21 protein-coding genes are annotated in these 18452 nt (G+C 54.0%); 3 read left to right on the plus strand and 18 right to left on the minus strand.

Annotated features, from left to right (window positions below; translation table 11 throughout):
* Nucleotides 1-5 precede the first annotated feature (5 nt).
* The 11 genes from fliP to fliF all read right to left on the minus strand — a co-directional run bounded on the left by fliP (nt 6) and on the right by fliF (nt 9536).
* Nucleotides 6-743 carry a flagellar type III secretion system pore protein FliP gene (gene fliP, locus NA197_RS13025; protein WP_001253411.1) on the minus strand — a complete coding sequence of 246 codons (738 nt, stop codon included), beginning with the start codon at nt 741-743 and terminating at the stop codon, nt 6-8.
* A complete protein-coding gene (fliO, locus tag NA197_RS13030; RefSeq protein ID WP_000978276.1) occupies nt 743-1120 on the minus strand; it encodes a flagellar biosynthetic protein FliO in 378 nt (125 codons plus the stop codon). The genes fliP and fliO overlap by 1 nt, the downstream gene beginning before the upstream one ends.
* Entirely contained in the window at nt 1120-1533 is a 414-nt protein-coding gene (gene fliN / locus NA197_RS13035; protein ID WP_001282111.1) for a flagellar motor switch protein FliN, read from the minus strand. Before fliN ends, fliO begins: the two co-directional genes overlap by 1 nt.
* A complete protein-coding gene (gene fliM / locus NA197_RS13040; protein WP_064043522.1) occupies nt 1530-2534 on the minus strand; it encodes a flagellar motor switch protein FliM in 1005 nt (334 codons plus the stop codon). Before fliM ends, fliN begins: the two co-directional genes overlap by 4 nt.
* A gap of 4 nt (nt 2535-2538) precedes the next feature.
* A complete protein-coding gene (gene fliL / locus NA197_RS13045; protein WP_000132169.1) occupies nt 2539-3006 on the minus strand; it encodes a flagellar basal body-associated protein FliL in 468 nt (155 codons plus the stop codon).
* 104 nt (nt 3007-3110) lie between these two features.
* Nucleotides 3111-4334, minus strand: coding sequence for a flagellar hook length control protein FliK (fliK, locus tag NA197_RS13050; RefSeq protein WP_064043521.1), 1224 nt, complete (start codon nt 4332-4334; stop codon nt 3111-3113).
* Nucleotides 4331-4774, minus strand: coding sequence for a flagellar export protein FliJ (gene fliJ / locus NA197_RS13055; RefSeq protein WP_000046981.1), 444 nt, complete (start codon nt 4772-4774; stop codon nt 4331-4333). Before fliJ ends, fliK begins: the two co-directional genes overlap by 4 nt.
* A 21-nt stretch (nt 4775-4795) precedes the next feature.
* Complete coding sequence (gene fliI, locus NA197_RS13060; protein WP_000213257.1) at nt 4796-6166, minus strand: flagellar protein export ATPase FliI; 1371 nt, start codon at nt 6164-6166, stop codon at nt 4796-4798.
* Nucleotides 6166-6873 carry a flagellar assembly protein FliH gene (gene fliH, locus NA197_RS13065; RefSeq protein WP_000064158.1) on the minus strand — a complete coding sequence of 236 codons (708 nt, stop codon included), beginning with the start codon at nt 6871-6873 and terminating at the stop codon, nt 6166-6168. The genes fliI and fliH overlap by 1 nt, the downstream gene beginning before the upstream one ends.
* Nucleotides 6866-7861: a flagellar motor switch protein FliG gene (gene fliG / locus NA197_RS13070; protein ID WP_000067735.1), complete on the minus strand. Its 996-nt coding sequence runs from the start codon at nt 7859-7861 to the stop codon at nt 6866-6868. Before fliG ends, fliH begins: the two co-directional genes overlap by 8 nt.
* Nucleotides 7854-9536 carry a flagellar basal-body MS-ring/collar protein FliF gene (fliF, locus tag NA197_RS13075; RefSeq protein WP_001276828.1) on the minus strand — a complete coding sequence of 561 codons (1683 nt, stop codon included), beginning with the start codon at nt 9534-9536 and terminating at the stop codon, nt 7854-7856. Before fliF ends, fliG begins: the two co-directional genes overlap by 8 nt.
* Nucleotides 9537-9752: 216 nt before the next feature.
* On the opposite strand from fliF, the gene fliE reads away from it, so the two are divergent.
* Nucleotides 9753-10067 (plus strand): flagellar hook-basal body complex protein FliE, encoded by a 315-nt coding sequence (gene fliE / locus NA197_RS13080; RefSeq protein ID WP_000719042.1) that lies wholly within the window; start codon nt 9753-9755, stop codon nt 10065-10067.
* 119 nt (nt 10068-10186) lie between these two features.
* On the opposite strand, the gene NA197_RS13085 is transcribed toward fliE, so the two are convergent.
* The 3 genes from NA197_RS13085 to yedE all read right to left on the minus strand — a co-directional run bounded on the left by NA197_RS13085 (nt 10187) and on the right by yedE (nt 12273).
* Complete coding sequence (locus NA197_RS13085; RefSeq protein WP_077905134.1) at nt 10187-10573, minus strand: hypothetical protein; 387 nt, start codon at nt 10571-10573, stop codon at nt 10187-10189.
* A gap of 264 nt (nt 10574-10837) precedes the next feature.
* A complete protein-coding gene (gene yedF / locus NA197_RS13090; protein WP_000790504.1) occupies nt 10838-11071 on the minus strand; it encodes a sulfurtransferase-like selenium metabolism protein YedF in 234 nt (77 codons plus the stop codon).
* Nucleotides 11068-12273 (minus strand): selenium metabolism membrane protein YedE/FdhT, encoded by a 1206-nt coding sequence (yedE, locus tag NA197_RS13095; protein WP_001519382.1) that lies wholly within the window; start codon nt 12271-12273, stop codon nt 11068-11070. The genes yedF and yedE overlap by 4 nt, the downstream gene beginning before the upstream one ends.
* Nucleotides 12274-12458: 185 nt before the next feature.
* Here yedE and yedD point away from each other — a divergent pair, with 185 nt between their 5' ends.
* Complete coding sequence (yedD, locus tag NA197_RS13100) at nt 12459-12872, plus strand: lipoprotein YedD (RefSeq protein WP_000754694.1); 414 nt, start codon at nt 12459-12461, stop codon at nt 12870-12872.
* A 39-nt stretch (nt 12873-12911) separates the two neighbouring features.
* On the opposite strand, the gene amyA is transcribed toward yedD, so the two are convergent.
* The 4 genes from amyA to fliD form a co-directional block, all read right to left on the minus strand.
* Nucleotides 12912-14396 (minus strand): alpha-amylase, encoded by a 1485-nt coding sequence (gene amyA, locus NA197_RS13105; protein WP_000795471.1) that lies wholly within the window; start codon nt 14394-14396, stop codon nt 12912-12914.
* A gap of 71 nt (nt 14397-14467) precedes the next feature.
* Nucleotides 14468-14836, minus strand: coding sequence for a flagella biosynthesis regulatory protein FliT (gene fliT, locus NA197_RS13110; RefSeq protein WP_000204899.1), 369 nt, complete (start codon nt 14834-14836; stop codon nt 14468-14470).
* Nucleotides 14836-15243 carry a flagellar export chaperone FliS gene (fliS, locus tag NA197_RS13115; RefSeq protein WP_000287764.1) on the minus strand — a complete coding sequence of 136 codons (408 nt, stop codon included), beginning with the start codon at nt 15241-15243 and terminating at the stop codon, nt 14836-14838. Before fliS ends, fliT begins: the two co-directional genes overlap by 1 nt.
* 14 nt (nt 15244-15257) lie before the next feature.
* Entirely contained in the window at nt 15258-16661 is a 1404-nt protein-coding gene (gene fliD / locus NA197_RS13120; protein ID WP_000146806.1) for a flagellar filament capping protein FliD, read from the minus strand.
* 256 nt (nt 16662-16917) lie between these two features.
* On the opposite strand from fliD, the gene NA197_RS13125 reads away from it, so the two are divergent.
* Nucleotides 16918-18438 (plus strand): FliC/FljB family flagellin, encoded by a 1521-nt coding sequence (locus NA197_RS13125; protein ID WP_115284865.1) that lies wholly within the window; start codon nt 16918-16920, stop codon nt 18436-18438.
* Nucleotides 18439-18452 lie beyond the last annotated feature (14 nt).

Raw genomic sequence — 18452 nt, forward strand, 5'->3', positions numbered from 1 at the left:
CGCCTCTAACTGTAAAAGCTTTGGGCCAGCGACCCCACAAGCAATTGCCAACCATCGACCAGCACAAACAGCATCAGCTTAAACGGCAGGGCGATTGTCGCTGGCGGCACCATCATCATCCCTAACGCCATCAATACGCTGGCGATCACCAGGTCGATAATCAAAAAAGGGATGAAAATCGTAAAACCGATCTGAAACGCCGTCTTTAATTCGCTGGTGACATAAGCGGGCAGGAGGATACGCATCGGTACTGCTTCCGGTCCCTGTAACGGACCGCTATTGGCCAGACGGGCAAACAGCGCCAGATCGGCTTCGCGGGTTTGGCGCAGCATGAACGCGCGTAACGGTTGCGCGCCTTTATCCAGCGCTTCCTGCATAGAAATTTTCTGCTCGCTAAACGGCTGGTAAGCATCCACGTAAATCTTGTCAATGACGGGCGACATAATAAAAAAGGTCAAAAACAACGCCAGCCCGAGTAACACCTGATTTGGCGGTGCCGAGGGCGTGCCCAGCGCGTTACGCAACAGGCCAAAAACAATGATGATACGCGTGAAGCTCGTCATCATCAGTAAAATCGCCGGCAGAAACGTCAGCGAGGTGATGAAAACCAGCGTCTGGACGGATAATGACCAGCTTTGGCCTCCGCCCGCTAATGGTTGGCTGATAAGCCCCGGCAGTTGCGCAGCGGCGGCGGGACTAAAAAGCCACAGACCCGCCAGAGAAAGGAATAACAAACGGCGCATCAGGATCTCCCGGAACGCTTGAGTAAGCTCTTCATCATGTTCTGGAAATCCGCCGGTGGGGCAACGGGTGCTTCCGTGTCATTCTCCGCGGGCGGCAGGGTGTGCAGCAGGTTGATCTGCGAGGCGGTCACGCCCAGTACCAGACGCGCATTTTCGACCTCGACAATCACCACGCGTTCGCGCGGGCCAAGCGAGGCGCTGGCTGACACCTTCAGTCCCCGGACGCTATTTCCTTTTGGCGCGAATCCCATACGCTTAATCACCCAGGCCGCCGCCAGAATGAGCGCAATAATGCCAATTAATGCGCCGCTCACCTGCATGAGCGGCGATCCGGCTGGCGCGGTGGGCTGAGAAACCGTGGCCTCTGTCTTCATCATTAACGACTCAAACGACGCATACGCTCGGATGGCGTAATAATATCGGTGATACGTACGCCGTATTTATCCGCCACGACGACCACTTCACCCTGGGCAATCAGGTAGCCATTAATCAGGATGTCCAGCGGCTCGCCCGCCAGCCCGTCCAGCGCGACGACCGACCCCTGCGTCAGACGCAGCAGTTCTTTAATGGTCATTCGCGTGCGGCCCAGCTCTACGGTCAGTTTGACCGGGATATCCATAATCAGATCGATATCCTGCATAGCACCGCTGACATCGCCGCCGCCAAGCTGTTGGAAAACCGCGTCGGCGGCGCTTTTATTGGTGGTCGCTTTTTGCTCGTTTAACGCGTCAGCCCACAGATCATCCAATGCGCCAGTATTCTCATCGGACGGATTATTCATGTCACTCATTTGGGCTGTTCCTCATTCAGCGAATTCAAAATTGGGTTGATCAAATGTTCTACGCGTAGCGCATACTGTCCGTTTACGGTGCCATATTGGCTGGTGAGTACCGGAACGCCGTCCACATGAGCAATAATGCGGTCGGGTTTTTCAATCGGCAGTACATCGCCGGGTTTCAGCTTCAAAATCTGGGAAAGACGCAGCGGAATATCGGCAAAATTGGCCACCAGCTCCAGTTCAGAGTGCTGAACCTGGCGCACCAGGTTATCACGCCAGTTCTGATCTTCATGGCGCGAGTTTTCCAGCGGCGGATTCACCAGCAGCTCACGCAGCGGCTCGATCATGCTAAATGGCAGACAGATGTTAAATTCACCGGTCAGATTGCCGATCTCCACATGAAACGGCGTATTGACGACGATATCGTTCGGCGAGGTGGTGATATTGGTAAATTTCACCTGCATTTCGGAACGCACATACTCCACTTCCAGCGGATTAATGGCTTTCCATGCGTCGCTATAGCCTTCCAGCGCCAGTTTCAGCATACGGTTGATGACCCGCTGTTCCGTATGGGTAAACTCGCGGCCCTCGACTTTGGTCGGAAAACGACCGTCGCCGCCGAACAGGTTATCGACGGCAATAAACACCAGACTCGGCGAGAACACCACCAGCCCGGTGCCGCGTAGCGGCTTCAGGTGGATCAGGTTCAGGTTGGTCGGTACCGGCAGGTTACGCGCAAATTCGTGATACGGCTGAATACGTATGGCGCCCACGGTAATATCCGGGCTGCGGCGCAGCAGGTTAAATAATCCCATCCGGAACTGGCGTGCGAAACGCTCGTTAATAATCTCCAGCGCCTGCAAGCGTTCACGCACGACGCGACGCTGGGTATTGGGATCGTAAGGGCGAATATCGCTATCGCTTGTGATACCGGGAGTGGGTTCGTCTTTGGTGTCGCTGTCGCCGTTCAACAGCGCATCGATTTCAGCCTGAGAAAGAATACTATCGCCCATATCGTTACCGCAGAATAAAAGCTGTATAAAGCACGTCAGTGACGACCTGTTTTGGTTGTCCGGCAACGAGCGGCGCGGCCAGTGTCTCTTTAATGGCGGCAATCAGTTTTTGTTTGCCAGCTTCTGTTGAGAGCTCGGCGGCATTCTGACGGGAAAACAACAACAGCAGACGGCTGCGCACTTCCGGCAGATATTCATTTAATCGCGCGCGCGTCGCTTCGTCTTTCAGACGCAGGGTCACGCCGATATACAACACGCGATCCGCATCGCCCAGATTGACGGTAAACGTATCCAGCGCAAAAAATACCGGCGCGGGCGGCGGAGCCGGTTCCGCTTTAGCGTTCGTGGTCGGTTGCTGCTGCATACGCCAGTAGCTATAACCGGCGGTCGCGCAGGCGGCGAGGGTAATCAACACCAGCAAAGGTATCCAAATCGAGCGTTTGCTCTTTTTGTTAATCGCGGAGTCAGTCATCTGATACGGGCTTCCTGTTTCGGTACTGCTTATTGGCTGATTATCCCGTGTCCTGTCCACGACAAAGCGTGGAAAAGACGCGGATAATCATGCTACCTCTGGCGTTAGGCGAAGATATCCACTGCGCCATTGCCGCGCGCGGCGGCCTGAAGCGAGGCCGGCGCCGCTAACGCTATGTCATCTTCAGCGCCAAACGCGTCCGTGTGTTGGGCGCGGGCAGACTGTTGTTGCGATGAAGACTGCTGCTGTCCGGCAAAGCTTTCGCTACTGATGCTGCTTTGTCCCAACTGAATGCCGCTTTCCGCCAACTGAGTGCGCAACATGGGTAGAGCGGCTTCCAGCGCGGCGCGGACATGGCTATGCGGCGATACCATCTGGAGTTGCGCCTGATTGTCATCCAGCTTGAGCGAAATATGCACCTGACCTAACTCTTCCGGATGCAATCGAAGCTGCGCGCTTTGCTGTCCCTGACGCGTAAATAACATGACCTGCTGACTGAACGTTTGTTGCCATTCATGGCTGCCTAACGGCGCGCTGAGTACCGGGGCTGAGGCGACAGGTAGCGGTTGCAGTTGCGCCGTGGCGCTGCTGAGCGTCGGCATTGCCGCGCCATGCGTTACTGGCGCGGACGGGCTATCCACCTCCACTTTCGCGCTGGTCGCGGCGGCAGCGACCACCAGCGGCGTCAGTGATGGCCCCATGGCGCGATCGTCGCTGGCGCGCGCAAGCGACGCCTCGGTTTTCCCTTTTTCATGCTCGCTAAAAGAGAGCGTATGTGTCTCTTCCGGCGGCGCCGATGGCATGTCGCCGCGTAACAGTGACGGCAAGGCGATGTGATTTTCAGCCGGCGTCTCTCCGGCGACAGGCGTCGCGACAGGTTGTCCGGGCAGCATGGCGAATAAGGCGCTCAGACTGGCAAGATCCTCATCGCTCAGCGCGGGCGTTTTCTCATCATGCTGCGCCGTTTTACTCAATGCGGCCAGAGCGCTGGTTTTCAACGATGGCGTTAGCGTAGACAGTAGATGCTGCGCTTGTGTCAGATCGGTAAGCGTTTCATCCGTCGCATTCGCTTTTTGCGCCAGCAGGTCGGCAAGCTTCACCGCCTGGCCCGGCTCGCCATGTTGGGTCAGTAGCTCTTTCGATAACTTGCCGCCTGCCGCCTGTAAATCGGCCAGCGTGATGCGGGCGTCTTTGCCCTGTGCGCCGTCTGCGCCTAACGCGCCCGCCAGGAGCGCCAGAAAGTCCTCGGCTGAACCGGTGGTTTTTCCTGACGTCAGACCCGCGGTCATGTCGGTATCGGTGGTGATCAGTTGGGGCAGGGTGATCATTCGGGTTTCCTCATTGCTGCACGCTGAGCAAATTCATCCATCTTTTTCTGATCCATGCGGTTTTCAGCTAACAGCGCTGCCGCGGTTTGTCGGTCCTGTAAGGTTTGCCAGGCCTGAAGTCGCTGCTTTTTCTCACGCCAGCTCTTCAGCGCCAGGTCGACTTTTTGCGTCCACTGCGTAAGCTGGAGGCGATGCTGCTCTATCGCCTTTTCCAGTGTCTGAATAAACTGCTGATAGTTGATCCAGCGATTACTGGCGATGCCGTTGCCCATATCGGTGTTCAAATTACTGCGATACTCATTCTGATAATCGATCAGCATTTTGAGCTGTTCTTCCGCCTGTTGGCAGCCGCGACGCATTTCGCCCAGTAAACGCGCCGCATCATCTACCTCTTTTTCGGCCAGATCTTTGAGTGTTTCCAGAGCGCCATGTTGTGCCATGATCGTCGCCCTCCTGCTTTATCACACCGTCGGGAAAATTAAATCGAGCGCCTGCAGAGAGTCCTCCCAGTCGGCCCGTTCAAAAATGCCTTGCTGTAAAAACGCTTCCAGTTGCGGCCATAAGGTAATGGCTTTATCAAGCATTGGATCGCTACCTTTGGCATAAGCGCCGACGCTGACCAGATCGCGGTTACGCTGGAAACTGGAAAGCAACTGTTTAAATAGCCGTACCCGCGCATAGTGCTGCTCGGTAATGAGCGCGGTCATCGCCCGGCTGATTGACGCCTCGATATCAATGGCCGGATAGTGCCCGGCCTCCGCCAGACGGCGGGACAAGACAATGTGTCCGTCGAGGATTGCGCGTGCCGAGTCGGCAATGGGATCTTGTTGGTCGTCCCCCTCGGTCAACACGGTATAAAACGCGGTGATAGAGCCGCCGCCATGGATGCCATTACCGGCACGCTCGACCAGCGCCGGCAGCTTTGCGAACACCGAGGGCGGATAACCTTTGGTGGCTGGCGGTTCGCCGATTGCCAGCGCAATTTCACGCTGCGCCATCGCATAGCGCGTCAGCGAATCCATAATCAGCAACACATGCTGTCCGCGATCGCGAAAGTCTTCGGCGATGCGGGTGGCATAGGCGGCGCCCTGCATTCGCAGCAGCGGCGAAACATCCGCCGGGGCGGCAATCACCACCGAACGCGCGCGACCGTCGGGGCCGAGAATATTTTCGATAAAATCTTTAACTTCGCGGCCACGTTCGCCGATAAGTCCCACGACAATCACGTCCGCCCGCGTGTAGCGCGCCATCATGCCAAGCAGAACCGACTTACCAACGCCGGAACCGGCAAAGAGTCCCATACGCTGACCGCGCCCTACGGTTAACAACGCGTTGATAGCGCGTACGCCGGTATCCAGCACATGTTCGATTGGCGTTCGCTGTAGCGGGTTAAACGGCGGCGTGATTAACGCGCCGGTTTCCAGCGTATCCGGCGCAGGCAGTCCGTCGAGCGGTTTACCGCCGCCATCCAGCACCCGACCAAGCAGGGCCGGGCCGAGCGGTAGCTGTTTGCCGCTTTGCAGACCGTCGCCATGTCCGTTACGGGCGTAAACGCGGGCACCGGGCAGAATGCCTTCGACCTCTTCCAGCGGCATTAAAAACAGACGCTGGCCGTTAAAACCGACGACTTCCGATTCCACCTCTTTGGTTTCAGGGCCGTCCTGGCGCTCAATAATGCAGGTGGCGCCCAGCGGAAGCTGGAGACCGGTGGCCTCCAGTACCAGGCCCGTGGCGCGGGTTAAACGTCCATAACGACGCACCGCCGGCAATAACGCCATTTTGGCTTCAAAGTTGTCGAGCGCGGTAAGCCAGCGGGTCAGGCGCGTGGTCATCAGAGCACTCCCGGCGCCGCCAGGCGACACAACTCTTGCCAGCGAGTAGCGACGCTGGCGTCCAGATCGCCCTCATCGGCAGAGACTTTACACCCGCCGTGATGCAACGTTGGGTCACCGCGCAACCGCCATCCGTGAAGACTGAGCGTGGCGCCCAGCATCTCTTCCACCCGCTGTAAGTCGTCCGGATGCACGCGCAACTGCGGCTTGCCGCTAAAGAGCGGCTCTTGCTGCAACAGTTGTTGGATCTGTTTAATCAGCGCTGAATTGTCCACCGCCGGCGTTTGGCCGATGACCTGACGCGCAGCCTCCAGGGCCATTTGCATCAGCCGTGAGGCGATAACGCTATCGAGCGCGTCAAGCGTGTTCTGAAACTCGCTCACTAACTGCTGCATACGGGCATGAATCGGCGCCTGCTGCGTCTGCGCCTGGGCTTGTCCTTGCTCCAGCCCCTGCGCTAACCCTTCCTGATATCCCTGCGCGTGTCCTTTTTGCCGTCCCTCCGCCAGCCCGGCGTTATAACCTTGTTCATGGGCCTGTATTTTTAGCTGCGCCAGCTCCTGCTCCAGCTGCTGTTCGGCAGTGAGTTCGGGCTCCGGCGTATCGTCTGTCAAGGTCACGTTATCAGCCTCAACCGGCACAAACGTCTCCGGCGGCGGGGCGAGATCGTCGGGGGTCCAGACTTGCCACGGCAATTCATTAGACATAGGTATCCTCGCCGCTGCCAATCACCATTTCGCCGGTTTCCGCCAGACGACGCACAATAAGCAGAATCGCTTTCTGCTCGTTTTCCACCTGAGACAGACGAACCGGGCCACGGTTGGCAAGGTCGTCGCGCAGGATATCGGCGGCGCGCTGGGACATATTGCGCAGGAACTTCTCGCGTAATGGCGGTTCGGCGCCTTTCAGAGCGATCAGCAGCGATTCGGAATCCACTTCCTGCAACAGACGCTGGATACTGCGATCGTCCACATCCACCAGATTTTCGAACAGGAACATCTCGTCGATGATTTTCTGCGCCAGTTCGCCGTCGAATTCGCGCACAGCGGTAATAACCGCTTCTTCCTGCTGCGTTTTCATCAGGTTGATAATTTCCGCCGCGGTTCTTACGCCGCCCATTTTGCTGCGTTTCAGGTTCTGACCGTCGAGCAGGCCATTCAGCACTTCGGTCAACTCCGCCAGCGCCGCCGGCTGTACGCCGCCAAATGTCGCGATACGCAGCATCACATCATGACGCAGTCGTTCGTCAAACAGCGCCAGAATATCGGCGGCCTGACTGCGTTTGAGGTGGACCAGAATGGTGGCGATAATCTGCGGGTGCTCGTCGCGAATCAGGTCGGCGGCGCTCTGCGGTTCCATAAAGTTGAGCGTTTCGATACCGCTGGTGGTATCGCGCGTTTCCAGAATATCTTCCAGCAGGCTGGAGGCGCGTTCTTCGCCCAGCGCTTTAACCAGTACGGAGCGCAGGTATTCGTTGGCGTTGATATTCAGCGCGGCGAACTGCTCCGCTTCTTGCTCAAACTCTGATAGTACGTCCGTCAGTTGTTTGTTGGAGATCTGACGCACGTTAGCCATCGCCGTACTTAACGCCTGTACTTCGCGGGTGGAGAGGTGTTTAAACACCTCTGCCGCCCGGTCTTCGCCAATGGTCATCAACAAAATGACGCTTTTATCGGTACCGCTAAGATTACTCATGATCGTTACTCATCCACTGGCGAATGACCAGCGCCACCACGCGCGGATCGTTGTCTGACATTTCGCGAATACGCTGGCTCATCACCTCGGCGCCCAGACGCTGATTAGCCCGGCGTTGCTGGAGCTGCTCGTCTTTGCTAAGGCGTACTTCCACGGCTTCTTCGGTTTCCTGGCGAACCTGCGCCTGTTCCTGCGCCGCTTTCGCTTCTTCAACGCGGCGCGTCAACTGCGGACGTACCGCTTTGCGCCACAGAATCCAGGCCACCACCAGCACCAGTAACCAGCGACCTGCCGCGAGCAACTGATCGATAAAGGACTGCTGTTGCCAGAAGGGCAGTTCGCCGCCGGTGTTATCCACTGCGCTAAACGGTGAATTCACCACGTTTAGCGTATCGCCGCGTTTATCAGAAAAACCCATCGCTTCACGGGTTAAATCCTCGATCTGTTTCATCTGATCGGCGGTCAATGGCAGCGGTTTGCCATCCGCCAGCGTTTTGTAATTCACCACGACAGCTACGGAGAGACGCTCAATATCGCCTACATTCATTTTGGTGTGACGAATGGTGCGGTCCACTTCGTAGTTACTGGTTTCATTACGCTGCGTATTGCGCGGGCCAGCGTTGTTACTGTTGGTGCTGGTGCTGGTTTGTGGCGTATTCTGCGCGTTTTGTTGATTGGTCGGCGGTGTGGCGATCGGCGCCTCGTTAGGCGGCGCTGGTTGATTCGACAGCGCGCCAGGCACGCCGCCGGGATAGCCCGCGCCTACTTGTTCGCTAATATTCAACTGACGTGAACGCAGGGTGGCCTTCGACGCATCGCCGTTCGGGCTGTAGTGCTCTTCCGTCTGTTCTTTATTGGCAAAATCCAACTGGGCGGTTACCTGAGCGTGAACATTACCGTTCCCGACGATAGGCGACAGAATGGCTTCGATACGGCGTTGGATGCGGCTTTCCACATCATTAGCAAATTTTAATTGCGCGTCATTAAGGTCGCGACCGCTGGTATTGGATTGCGTGAGCAGATGACCGGATTGATCGACCAGAGTGACGTTTCCTGGCGGCAAACCGGCGACAGCGCTGGAAACCAGATGTACCACGGCGCTAATTTGTCCTTCATCCAGCGCCCGTCCCGGTTCCAGTGTGACGGTGACGGAGGCGGAAGGGGATTTTTGTTCCCGCACAAATAGCGACGGCTTTGGCATCGCCAGGTGAACGCGGGCGCTTTTTACCGGCCCCAGCGTCTCGATCGTCCGGGCCAGTTCACCTTCCAGCGCGCGCTGATAATTCACCTGCTCGCTGAACTGGCTGATACCGAATTTTTCCTGATCAAGCAGTTCAAAGCCTACCGCGCCGCCTTTAGGCAGCCCCTGCTGCGCCAGACGCAGACGCAGTTCATGCACTTTGTCGGCGGGCACTTCAATCGCGCCGCTGCCATTGGCAAAGCGATAGGGGATATTCATCTGGGTCAACTGCGCGACGATCGCGCCGCCGTCCTGATCGGAAAGGTTGCTAAATAGCGTGCGGTAATCGGGCGTTTTGGCCCACAGCACCATCGCAACGACGATCGCCACGGCAGCGGAACCCGCCACAATTAACGGAATTCGGGGATTCGCGCGTAGGCGATTAAGCCACTCGAGAGGTTTAGGTTGGGTTGCAGTCGATGCAGTCGCACTCATCTCGCACCTCGTGACTGATCGTGGACGGCGTTTTTTGCAAAGTGGAACAAGACTCACTCCCGGGTCAGCAAACTCGAAAAATTGACGGTCTCATTATTTGTGGTTTCGAATTTTTCTATGCGCTAAAAACCGAGGTTTTTTATCGTTATTTAACGCCTTTATCTTATTGACAAACTGGTAATCTCTGCTGCGTAAAAAATCATCCAGGGGAATAACATGGCAGCAATACAGGGGATTGAAGGGGTTATTAGCCAGTTACAGGCGACGGCGATGGCCGCAAGCGGGCAAGAAACACACTCGCAGTCGACGGTGAGTTTTGCCGGCCAGCTACATGCTGCGCTGGATCGTATTAGCGACAGACAAACGGCGGCGCGCGTTCAGGCGGAAAAATTCACTCTGGGTGAGCCGGGCATTGCGCTTAATGACGTGATGGCTGATATGCAAAAAGCGTCCGTCTCTATGCAAATGGGGATTCAGGTGCGCAATAAGCTGGTCGCCGCGTATCAGGAAGTCATGTCCATGCAGGTTTAAGCCAGGGCTGACAACACATCCGCAGCGAACTCCCGGGCGCTTACCTAAGTCAGCGACGGGGACGCGACGCCCATGCAACCAGTGCGTGATTATGTGGGCTTGTTTTTTGCGAGGCGCGCTCATTTTATTGATAAGCGGGTTGCACATTGTTGCAGGGACTTATTAAAAATAGGGTACGCCTGTTTACTGACGCCATTCATTCCTACTATTCGTTCTGAGGCTATTGTCATTGAGTTTGCAATCCAGAATGTTCCTGCAATATATGCGCCGTTGCGATAATACACGGTAAATTCTTTATTAATGCCTGGAATATCTGTTTCATGGAGATCCAGTATATACCCATACGGGGACAGATTATCAGCGAGACAGCGGGCAATGGCGCTCGGATGTGCATTGACCACTGTAACGGGTGAGTAACGGGCAGCGGCAAGACAGACGACTCCAATAATGGAGATGAAAATAATTTTTATCATTTTTTGGGCTTCTGCTGTGCATAAATAAATGATCACCTGATAATGTCAGTGAGTAAAAATATAAATACCTGATAGTCTTTTATGACGTAGAGGGAAAATAATGATTATTTTATGTTTTGCTTAAAATAGTCATGGGTTTTTCATCGACTCAGACAAAATTAAAACGGTATACGTTATATAATAGATTTATGCCACGGCGCACAAGACGACCTTGTCTGATTTCTTTTATGCGTTGTAGATTTTTGCCGGTTATGCCGTAAAAGGTCTCCCGCCGTAACGTACAGCGGGAGTATGCGCTTATTTTTGAATCAGATAACGAATTGTCGGGCCATCCTGTTGGATATCCAGCACCGTATAGCCATGATTGCGCGCATCCAGTGGAATATTATTAATGGACTGCGGACAGTCGCTCACCACTTCCAGGATCTCACCTTTTTTTAGCTGCGGCATCGCTTCCAGAGTGGCGACCGCCGGGTACGGGCAAGGTTCGCCAACCATATCCAGACGGTAATCAGGGACGATATTTTTCATACAGATTCCTTAGCAGGCGTCAGCCCCGCACGGCGGAAAAAACGTTTTTCCCAGCCGATAATTAACATCAGCGCGGTAAATAACAACAGGTAGGTGACCAGCAGACCGCCCAGCGGACCAAAGGTATTCAGCAGGTTAACTTTATCCCAACTGGTCGCCAGAGCGGGCGCGAAATCATCCCAGTAGTAAGCCAGGATGGTCGAACCGATGACATTGCCGAGGCCCACCCACCAGTAATGCACCTGGCCTTCTACGGCGCGGTACATCCAGCCGGTTTCGCAGCCGCCCGCCAGCACGATGCCAAAACCGAACAGCAGTCCGCCAATGACCGCATTCGGGCCAGCCCACATAATTTTAGGTGCAACGCCCAACTGCACGTAGCTGAAAATACCAATGGCGCTGACCGCCATGCCGAAAATAATCGCTTTCGCCATATGGGCGCGTCCGGAGATCCACAGATCGCGAAAGGCCGAGGTAAAGCAGATTTGCGCGCGCTCGATCAGCAGCCCAAACCCGACGCCGAACAGCATCGCCAGCCCCAGTTTCGGCTGATGCATTGCCGTTAATAACGCCCAGCCAATCATGCCGATAAAGACCAGCATACCGAGCCTGAAACGCCGTCTTGCCTGATCCGGTTTCTGCGTCAGTGGCGAAGCCGCGGAGACCTTTTGCATTTTCACCGGTATACGAAATATCGGCAGCAACGTAAAGCGGGCGCCGAACCAGGAGCCGATAGCGGTCGCCAGCGCAAAGAACCACGCGTGTAGGGAGAACTGCGGGATTCCGGTAAAAAAGGCGGCCAGGTTACACCCCATCGCCAGACGCGCGCCGAAGCCAGCGATCATGCCTCCGACCACCGCCTGTACGATACGGATTCGGCTGCGCGGCATACGCAGTTTTACGTTGTTGGCCCACAGCGCCGCGGCGAAACAGCCGCCGAACATGCCGAGGATCATCATGCCGTCGATACGCGTCAGCGGCGTACCTTCCAGATGAATCAGCTTGTAGTAGCCCCACTGTTCGGCATGAACGCCAAAAAGCTGCAAAATTTGCCCGCCCCAGCGGGTAAATTCGCCCGTCACGGCCCAGAACGTGCCGGTGATGCCAAAATAATAGGTAGAGAGAATACCGGCTGCGATCACCGCAGGGGCCGGCGCCCAGAATTTAATTAACCAGGTTTGCTTGAAGTGTTGCCATGACATGTGTTTAGCCTCTGAACTCAGAAGGTGTGAAACAAGAAGTGCGCATACTACACCGATCACAGAATTTGCCTACACCTAATAAGCGGTAATACCGACTGGATCAAATTGCGGCCAGCGCCTGGAAAGGCTGGCGGCGTCAGGGCTTTAATGCCACAATTCCTCTTTCTTCTGATGCAGGATGAATGATGAAAAAAGTAGCGATCGTTGGCGCATTGCTGGTTCTGGCCGGATGCGCCGAGGTGGAAAACTATAATGATGTGGTGAAAACGCCCGCGCCGGCCGGTCTGGAAGGGTACTGGCAGTCAAAAGGCCCGCAACGTAAGCTGGTGAGCCCTGAAGCTATCGCCAGCCTGGTGGTGACTAAAGAAGGCGATACGCTGGACTGCCGCCAGTGGCAGCGCGTTATTGCTCTGCCGGGCAAGCTGACCATGCTCTCCGATGACTTAACCAATGTTACGGTTAAGCGTGAGCTCTATGAGATTGAGCGCGACGGGAATACCCTGGAATATGATGGCATGACGCTGCAACGGGTCGCTCGTCCGACGCCGGAGTGCGCCGCCGCGTTAGAAAAAACGCCGCTGCCGACGCCGCTGCCGTAATTTCGCTTCCCGGCAGCGCTCTGCCGCCGGGAACGCTCATCACACGTCCTCAATGACCCACACGCTGACGCTGCCTGCGTTGCAGAAGAACGTCGCTTCGCCTTGATCATTAGTTACAACATGCTCACTGCGGTTTCCCAGAAAATCACGCCAGGTCTTGTTAGCGTAATTGTCGCCGAGCAGGAGGGTTTTTTCACCGTCGTCGCCATTGGAAAGTACAACCACACAGCCTGGATTCTCTTCAGTACCGCTGCGACTAAAGGCGATACAGTTAGGATGATCGAAAAAGAGTGTTTGTATACCGTGCGCAAAACGCTGACGAGCGAGGATCAGCCGATCCAGTTGGTTAATCACCGGCATGTCGACCCGACAGGTCTCGCCATTTTCGCCGCTATCTTCATAGCTGGCGCCGTATAAATCGGGATAAAACACTGACGGTACGCCGTTTTCACGAAGCAGGATCAGCGCATAGGCCAATGGTTTGAACCAGGGTTCTACTGGCGCTTCCAGCGCCTGTAACGGTTGTGTATCGTGGTTAGCGACCAGCGTCACCGCATGAAAAGGGTCGGCTTCTACCAGCGTGCCGGTGAAAATGTGGCGCATGTCATACTCCGCGCCCTGGCGCGAGGCTTCATGAAATTTCATCTGCAACGGCGCGTCGAACAGCATGGTTTTCCCGTCGACCTGATCGATGTACGTTTGCAGTTTATCCACTTCATGCGACCAGTATTCTGCGACAATAAACAGCGGTTTTGGCGCAACCGCCTGTACATGCTCAATCCATTCTTTATAAAACCAGGCGGGTATATGTTTTACCGCGTCCAGGCGAAAGCCGTCACAGTGGGTTTGTTCCATGACCCAACGAGCCCAATATTTAATCTCTTCCGTAACCGCGTGATTGCGAAAATCGATATTTTCCCCCATCAGATAGTCGAAATTACCCAGCTCATCATCAACCTGATCGTTCCAGCCATCGCCGGTATAGTCATTGACGATCTTAAAAATGCCGTCTTCGTCGGGATTCTCGATGTGATCAATGCCGCTGAAACAGTGATAGTCCCAAATAAAGTTGGAATACTGGCCCGCGCGGGCAGGGAAGGTGTAGCGCGTCCAGCCTTCGCATTCAATGATGTTGTCATCGATTTGCGTGCGGTCATCCTGATTCACGCGCTGAACGCGGATACGTTCTTTTTCGTCTGCGCCCATTTTGTGGTTCACGACGACGTCGAGCAGCACCGCAATATTATTTTTTTTGAGCGCGTCTATCGCCGTCAGTAACTGGCGTTTATCGCCGTACTTTGTCGCGATAGTTCCTTTTTGGTCAAATTCGCCGAGGTCAAACAGGTCGTAGCTATCATAGCCTACGGAATAGCCGCCGGAGGCGCCTTTACAGGCGGGCGGTAGCCAGACCATATTGATACCGATATCATTCAGCCCATCAGCACGTTCCGCCAGCTCAGACCAGAGTTTACCGCCGTCGGGATAATACCAGTGGAAGTACTGCAATAACGTGGGGTTTTTCATCTTCCGTGCTCCAGAAGTCGTTTAGCCGACCTCTGGAGTATGGAAGAATTTTCATACGAGACGGGAAAATATTATGAGGCGCCAGGCGCGTCTGGCACGAGTAACATACCGGAAAGACGGCCATAAGCGTTGTTGAGTGATTTTTGGCGGGTGGATTGTCCGATCAAACTACTCAGTTCATCCAGTCGCTGTTGCAGCAGCCCTTTCAGGAGCTGCTCATTATCCAGCGTTTGTTTGATGTATCCGGCGACCATATCCTGAATACTTCGCGTAATGCCCGGTGGAGTTTGCTTTTCCATCACCGTTTCAATACTTTGCAGATAGGAGACCTCTTGTTGCAGTAAGAGATCCCATTCACCTCGCTGCGCAAGTTCAAGCAGCGATTGACTGAGCAGCGCAATACGCTGCCAACGGTTGATAAACTCCACGGTTGAGGTCATTAACGAGACTCCTGGAAAGATGCTTTCGGTGAAATCTGTTTCCAGGCTTCTGCAATATTGCTGAGTAACCCTTCCACTTCTTCGATGGCCTGAGCGTCGTTACGCAAATTAGCCTGCAGTAAACGGCGAATCATATAGTCGTATAGCTCGGAAAGATTCGTCGCAATCTCACCGCCTTTTTCCTGATCGAGGCCGGCTTTCAGCCCGTTATCGATAATATTGATGGCTTTGCTTAACGCTTCACCTTTCGCGACAACATCGCCTTGTTCTAAAAACAGGCGAGCGCGCACCAGAGCGCTATTCGCGCCATCAAACAACATTTCAATCAACTGATGCGGGCTGGCGCTCATCACGGCGCTTTCCACGCTGACTTGCGCATAAGCTTTGATACCGCTCGCGGTGTACATGGTGACCTCTGTTATCAGGACTTGTTCATAGCTGTAAATTGCTGGGTCAAATAACTACTGGTGTTATTCAGCTTACTCATCATGGTATCCAGTTGGGTAAACTGGGCCTTGTAACGGGCAACGGTTTCATCGATGCTGTTGCTAACGGACAGGTACTGTTTTGTCAGGCTTTTCAGCGTGGCGTTAACGTTGTCCTGCGCATTATCAATAATGCCGTCATCCGCCAGATAACTTTTCACTTCGGTGGCAATTTTGGTGGTGATACCCGTTTCTTTACCATCGCCTACCAGCAGCTCACGCGCTGCGGCCGTGTTATCTTTCAGTACCTTGGTCAGCTTATCATCGTCAATCTTCAGTTTGCCGGAAGTCCCATCCTGGGTGATGCCAATTTCCGCCATTGTTTTGAACGCAGAATTACTGCCGCTATTGGCAAATTGTGCCCGAATCCCGGTCTGGATAGTACGAACCACACTATCGCCTAACAGCGCGCCGTTTTTATCGCTGGCTTCTTCGCCCGGCTCAACGGCGGTATATTTAGTTAATGAGCTAAAAGTATCCACCAGCGAGTTATAGGCATCCACCCAGGATTTAATCGCCTCTTTCGCCTTGGTATCATCTTTCGTTACCGTCACAGTCGCGTCGGTCACTTTCTTGGTCAGGGTGAGTGTAATTCCCTGAGGGGCGTCGGTTACGGTATTGCTCTGACGCTCAATGTCGATGCCGTTTACGTTCAGCTTCGCGTTTTCTGCTTTCACCAGCTCTTGCATATTGCCGGTATTGGTGGTGCTGTCATAAGCGAGTAGATCGTTAAGTTTTGTATCGCCTTCCACCGTGATCTTCATCGTATTGTCGGTACCGCTATTGGCGGTAAGCACCAACTGGAATTCGTTCTCTTTGACCTTAACGATGCTGGCGGCGATACCGCTGTCGGCGTCATTGATGGCGTCACGGATCGCCTCCATGGAGGTGTCGCCTTTATCCAGCTTAATTTCCAGCGGCTCTTTACGTCCCGGCTGTTCAATTTTAATTGTCCGGGACGTGACCGACGTATCGCCCAACTGCTCTTTGGTGGTTGCGAAGGTGGTTTTTGTCGCCAGCGACTGCGCGGCGGCAAGCTGGGTTACGCTAATCTTATAAGTCCCTGCGGCAGCGCCTGCGGTAGTACTGACTTTGAGGTCCTCTGTCGTGCTGGACGCCACGGTAGACTTAAATAAATCCGCTTTATTTAACGCGGTATTTGCCGTCTGGAATTTTTCTAATGCGCTTTTCAATGTGCCATAGGCGGTTAGCTTTGCCGAATTCGCGCTCTGCTGTTTGGTAATTGGCGTTAAGCGTCCTTTTTCGTTCTTTGTCAGGTCTGTCAACAACTGGTCTAACGGTAAGTTTGATCCCACACCTAATGATGAAATTGAAGCCATGCCTTCTTCCTTTTTGATTGCAAACAGTAGTTAAGCGCGTTATCGGCAATCTGGAGGCAAAGTTTAATGATAATTTTGCAAAAATAATGCGCGGAATAATGATGCATAAAGCGGCTATTTCGCCGCCTAAGAAAAAGATCGGGGGAAGTGAAAAATTTTCTAAAGTTCGAAATTCAGGTGCCGATACAAGGGTTACGGTGAGAAACCGTGGGCAACAGCCCAATAACATCAAGTTGTAATTGATAAGGAAAAGATCATGGCACAAGTCATTAATACAAACAGCCTGTCGCTGTTGACCCAGAATAACCTGAACAAATCCCAGTCCGCTCTGGGCACCGCTATCGAGCGTCTGTCTTCTGGTCTGCGTATCAACAGCGCGAAAGACGATGCGGCAGGTCAGGCAATTGCTAACCGTTTCACCGCGAACATCAAAGGCCTGACTCAGGCTTCCCGTAACGCTAACGACGGTATCTCCATTGCGCAGACCACTGAAGGCGCGCTGAACGAAATCAACAACAACCTGCAGCGTGTGCGTGAACTGGCGGTTCAGTCTGCTAACAGCACCAACTCCCAGTCTGACCTCGACTCCATCCAGGCTGAAATCACCCAGCGCCTGAACGAAATCGACCGTGTATCCGGTCAGACTCAGTTCAACGGCGTGAAAGTCCTGGCGCAGGACAACACCCTGACCATCCAGGTTGGTGCCAACGACGGTGAAACCATCGATATCGATCTGAAACAGATCAACTCTCAGACCCTGGGTCTGGATACGCTGAATGTGCAGAAAAAATATGATGTTGATAACACGGCTGTCACGAACCCTAATTATGTTGATGGTGCAGCGTTAAGCACTACGATGCCTACTGCGGCTGAGATTAAAACGGCTATTGGCACTGGTGCGGGAACTCCGGCAGTTAAAGGTAATGAAGTTCAATTTGATAAGAGCACTGGGAAGTATTACGTTGAAATTGAAGGATATTCAGCTCCTGATGCAGCCAAAAACGGCATTTATGAAGCCAAAGTTGCTGATGATGGCACAATATCTTTGGAGACTGGGACCAAAAAAATTGGCACCGCAATGCCTGCTGGTGCTGAAGTTATTACTCACGTGCAGAAAAAAGATCAACCAGTTGTTGTTGATGCCAGCGTTAAAGATGCTCTAAAAGCTGGTGGGGTAGATGATGCAGTTGCAGATACCGCGCAATTAGTCAAAATGTCTTACACTGATAAGAATGGTAAAACAATTGAAGGCGGTTATGCGCTTAAAGCTGGCGATAAGTATTACGCCGCAGATTACGATGAAGCGACAGGAGCAATTAAAGCTAAAACCACAAGTTATACTGCTGCTGACGGCACTACCAAAACAGCGGCTAACCAACTGGGTGGCGTAGACGGCAAAACCGAAGTTGTTACTATCGATGGTAAAACCTATAATGCCAGCAAAGCTGAAGGTCACAACTTTAAAGCACAGCCTGATCTGGCGGAAGCAGCCGCTAAAACCACCGAAAACCCGCTGGCTAAAATTGATGCCGCGCTGGCGCAGGTTGATGCGCTGCGTTCTGACTTGGGTGCGGTTCAGAACCGTTTCAACTCCGCTATCACCAACCTGGGCAATACCGTAAATAACCTGTCTTCTGCCCGTAGCCGTATCGAAGATTCCGACTACGCGACCGAAGTCTCCAACATGTCTCGCGCGCAGATTCTGCAGCAGGCCGGTACCTCCGTTCTGGCGCAGGCTAACCAGGTTCCGCAAAACGTCCTCTCTTTACTGCGTTAATCCGGCGATTGATT

The organism is Salmonella sp. NW884 (assembly GCF_051700745.1).
Taxonomy (GTDB): Bacteria; Pseudomonadota; Gammaproteobacteria; order Enterobacterales; family Enterobacteriaceae; genus Salmonella; species Salmonella enterica.

What these genes read in the sequence shown, in the direction of transcription:
- fliP (WP_001253411.1), bottom strand. Translation starts at nt 743, where the DNA reads ATGCGCCGTTTGTTATTCCTTTCTCTGGCGGGTCTGTGGCTTTTTAGT.
- fliO (WP_000978276.1), bottom strand. Translation starts at nt 1,120, where the DNA reads ATGATGAAGACAGAGGCCACGGTTTCTCAGCCCACCGCGCCAGCCGGA.
- fliN (WP_001282111.1), bottom strand. Translation starts at nt 1,533, where the DNA reads ATGAGTGACATGAATAATCCGTCCGATGAGAATACTGGCGCATTGGAT.
- fliM (WP_064043522.1), bottom strand. Translation starts at nt 2,534, where the DNA reads ATGGGCGATAGTATTCTTTCTCAGGCTGAAATCGATGCGCTGTTGAAC.
- fliL (WP_000132169.1), bottom strand. Translation starts at nt 3,006, where the DNA reads ATGACTGACTCCGCGATTAACAAAAAGAGCAAACGCTCGATTTGGATA.
- fliK (WP_064043521.1), bottom strand. Translation starts at nt 4,334, where the DNA reads ATGATCACCCTGCCCCAACTGATCACCACCGATACCGACATGACCGCG.
- fliJ (WP_000046981.1), bottom strand. Translation starts at nt 4,774, where the DNA reads ATGGCACAACATGGCGCTCTGGAAACACTCAAAGATCTGGCCGAAAAA.
- fliI (WP_000213257.1), bottom strand. Translation starts at nt 6,166, where the DNA reads ATGACCACGCGCCTGACCCGCTGGCTTACCGCGCTCGACAACTTTGAA.
- fliH (WP_000064158.1), bottom strand. Translation starts at nt 6,873, where the DNA reads ATGTCTAATGAATTGCCGTGGCAAGTCTGGACCCCCGACGATCTCGCC.
- fliG (WP_000067735.1), bottom strand. Translation starts at nt 7,861, where the DNA reads ATGAGTAATCTTAGCGGTACCGATAAAAGCGTCATTTTGTTGATGACC.
- fliF (WP_001276828.1), bottom strand. Translation starts at nt 9,536, where the DNA reads ATGAGTGCGACTGCATCGACTGCAACCCAACCTAAACCTCTCGAGTGG.
- fliE (WP_000719042.1), top strand. Translation starts at nt 9,753, where the DNA reads ATGGCAGCAATACAGGGGATTGAAGGGGTTATTAGCCAGTTACAGGCG.
- yedF (WP_000790504.1), bottom strand. Translation starts at nt 11,071, where the DNA reads ATGAAAAATATCGTCCCTGATTACCGTCTGGATATGGTTGGCGAACCT.
- yedE (WP_001519382.1), bottom strand. Translation starts at nt 12,273, where the DNA reads ATGTCATGGCAACACTTCAAGCAAACCTGGTTAATTAAATTCTGGGCG.
- yedD (WP_000754694.1), top strand. Translation starts at nt 12,459, where the DNA reads ATGAAAAAAGTAGCGATCGTTGGCGCATTGCTGGTTCTGGCCGGATGC.
- amyA (WP_000795471.1), bottom strand. Translation starts at nt 14,396, where the DNA reads ATGAAAAACCCCACGTTATTGCAGTACTTCCACTGGTATTATCCCGAC.
- fliT (WP_000204899.1), bottom strand. Translation starts at nt 14,836, where the DNA reads ATGACCTCAACCGTGGAGTTTATCAACCGTTGGCAGCGTATTGCGCTG.
- fliS (WP_000287764.1), bottom strand. Translation starts at nt 15,243, where the DNA reads ATGTACACCGCGAGCGGTATCAAAGCTTATGCGCAAGTCAGCGTGGAA.
- fliD (WP_000146806.1), bottom strand. Translation starts at nt 16,661, where the DNA reads ATGGCTTCAATTTCATCATTAGGTGTGGGATCAAACTTACCGTTAGAC.
- NA197_RS13125 (WP_115284865.1), top strand. Translation starts at nt 16,918, where the DNA reads ATGGCACAAGTCATTAATACAAACAGCCTGTCGCTGTTGACCCAGAAT.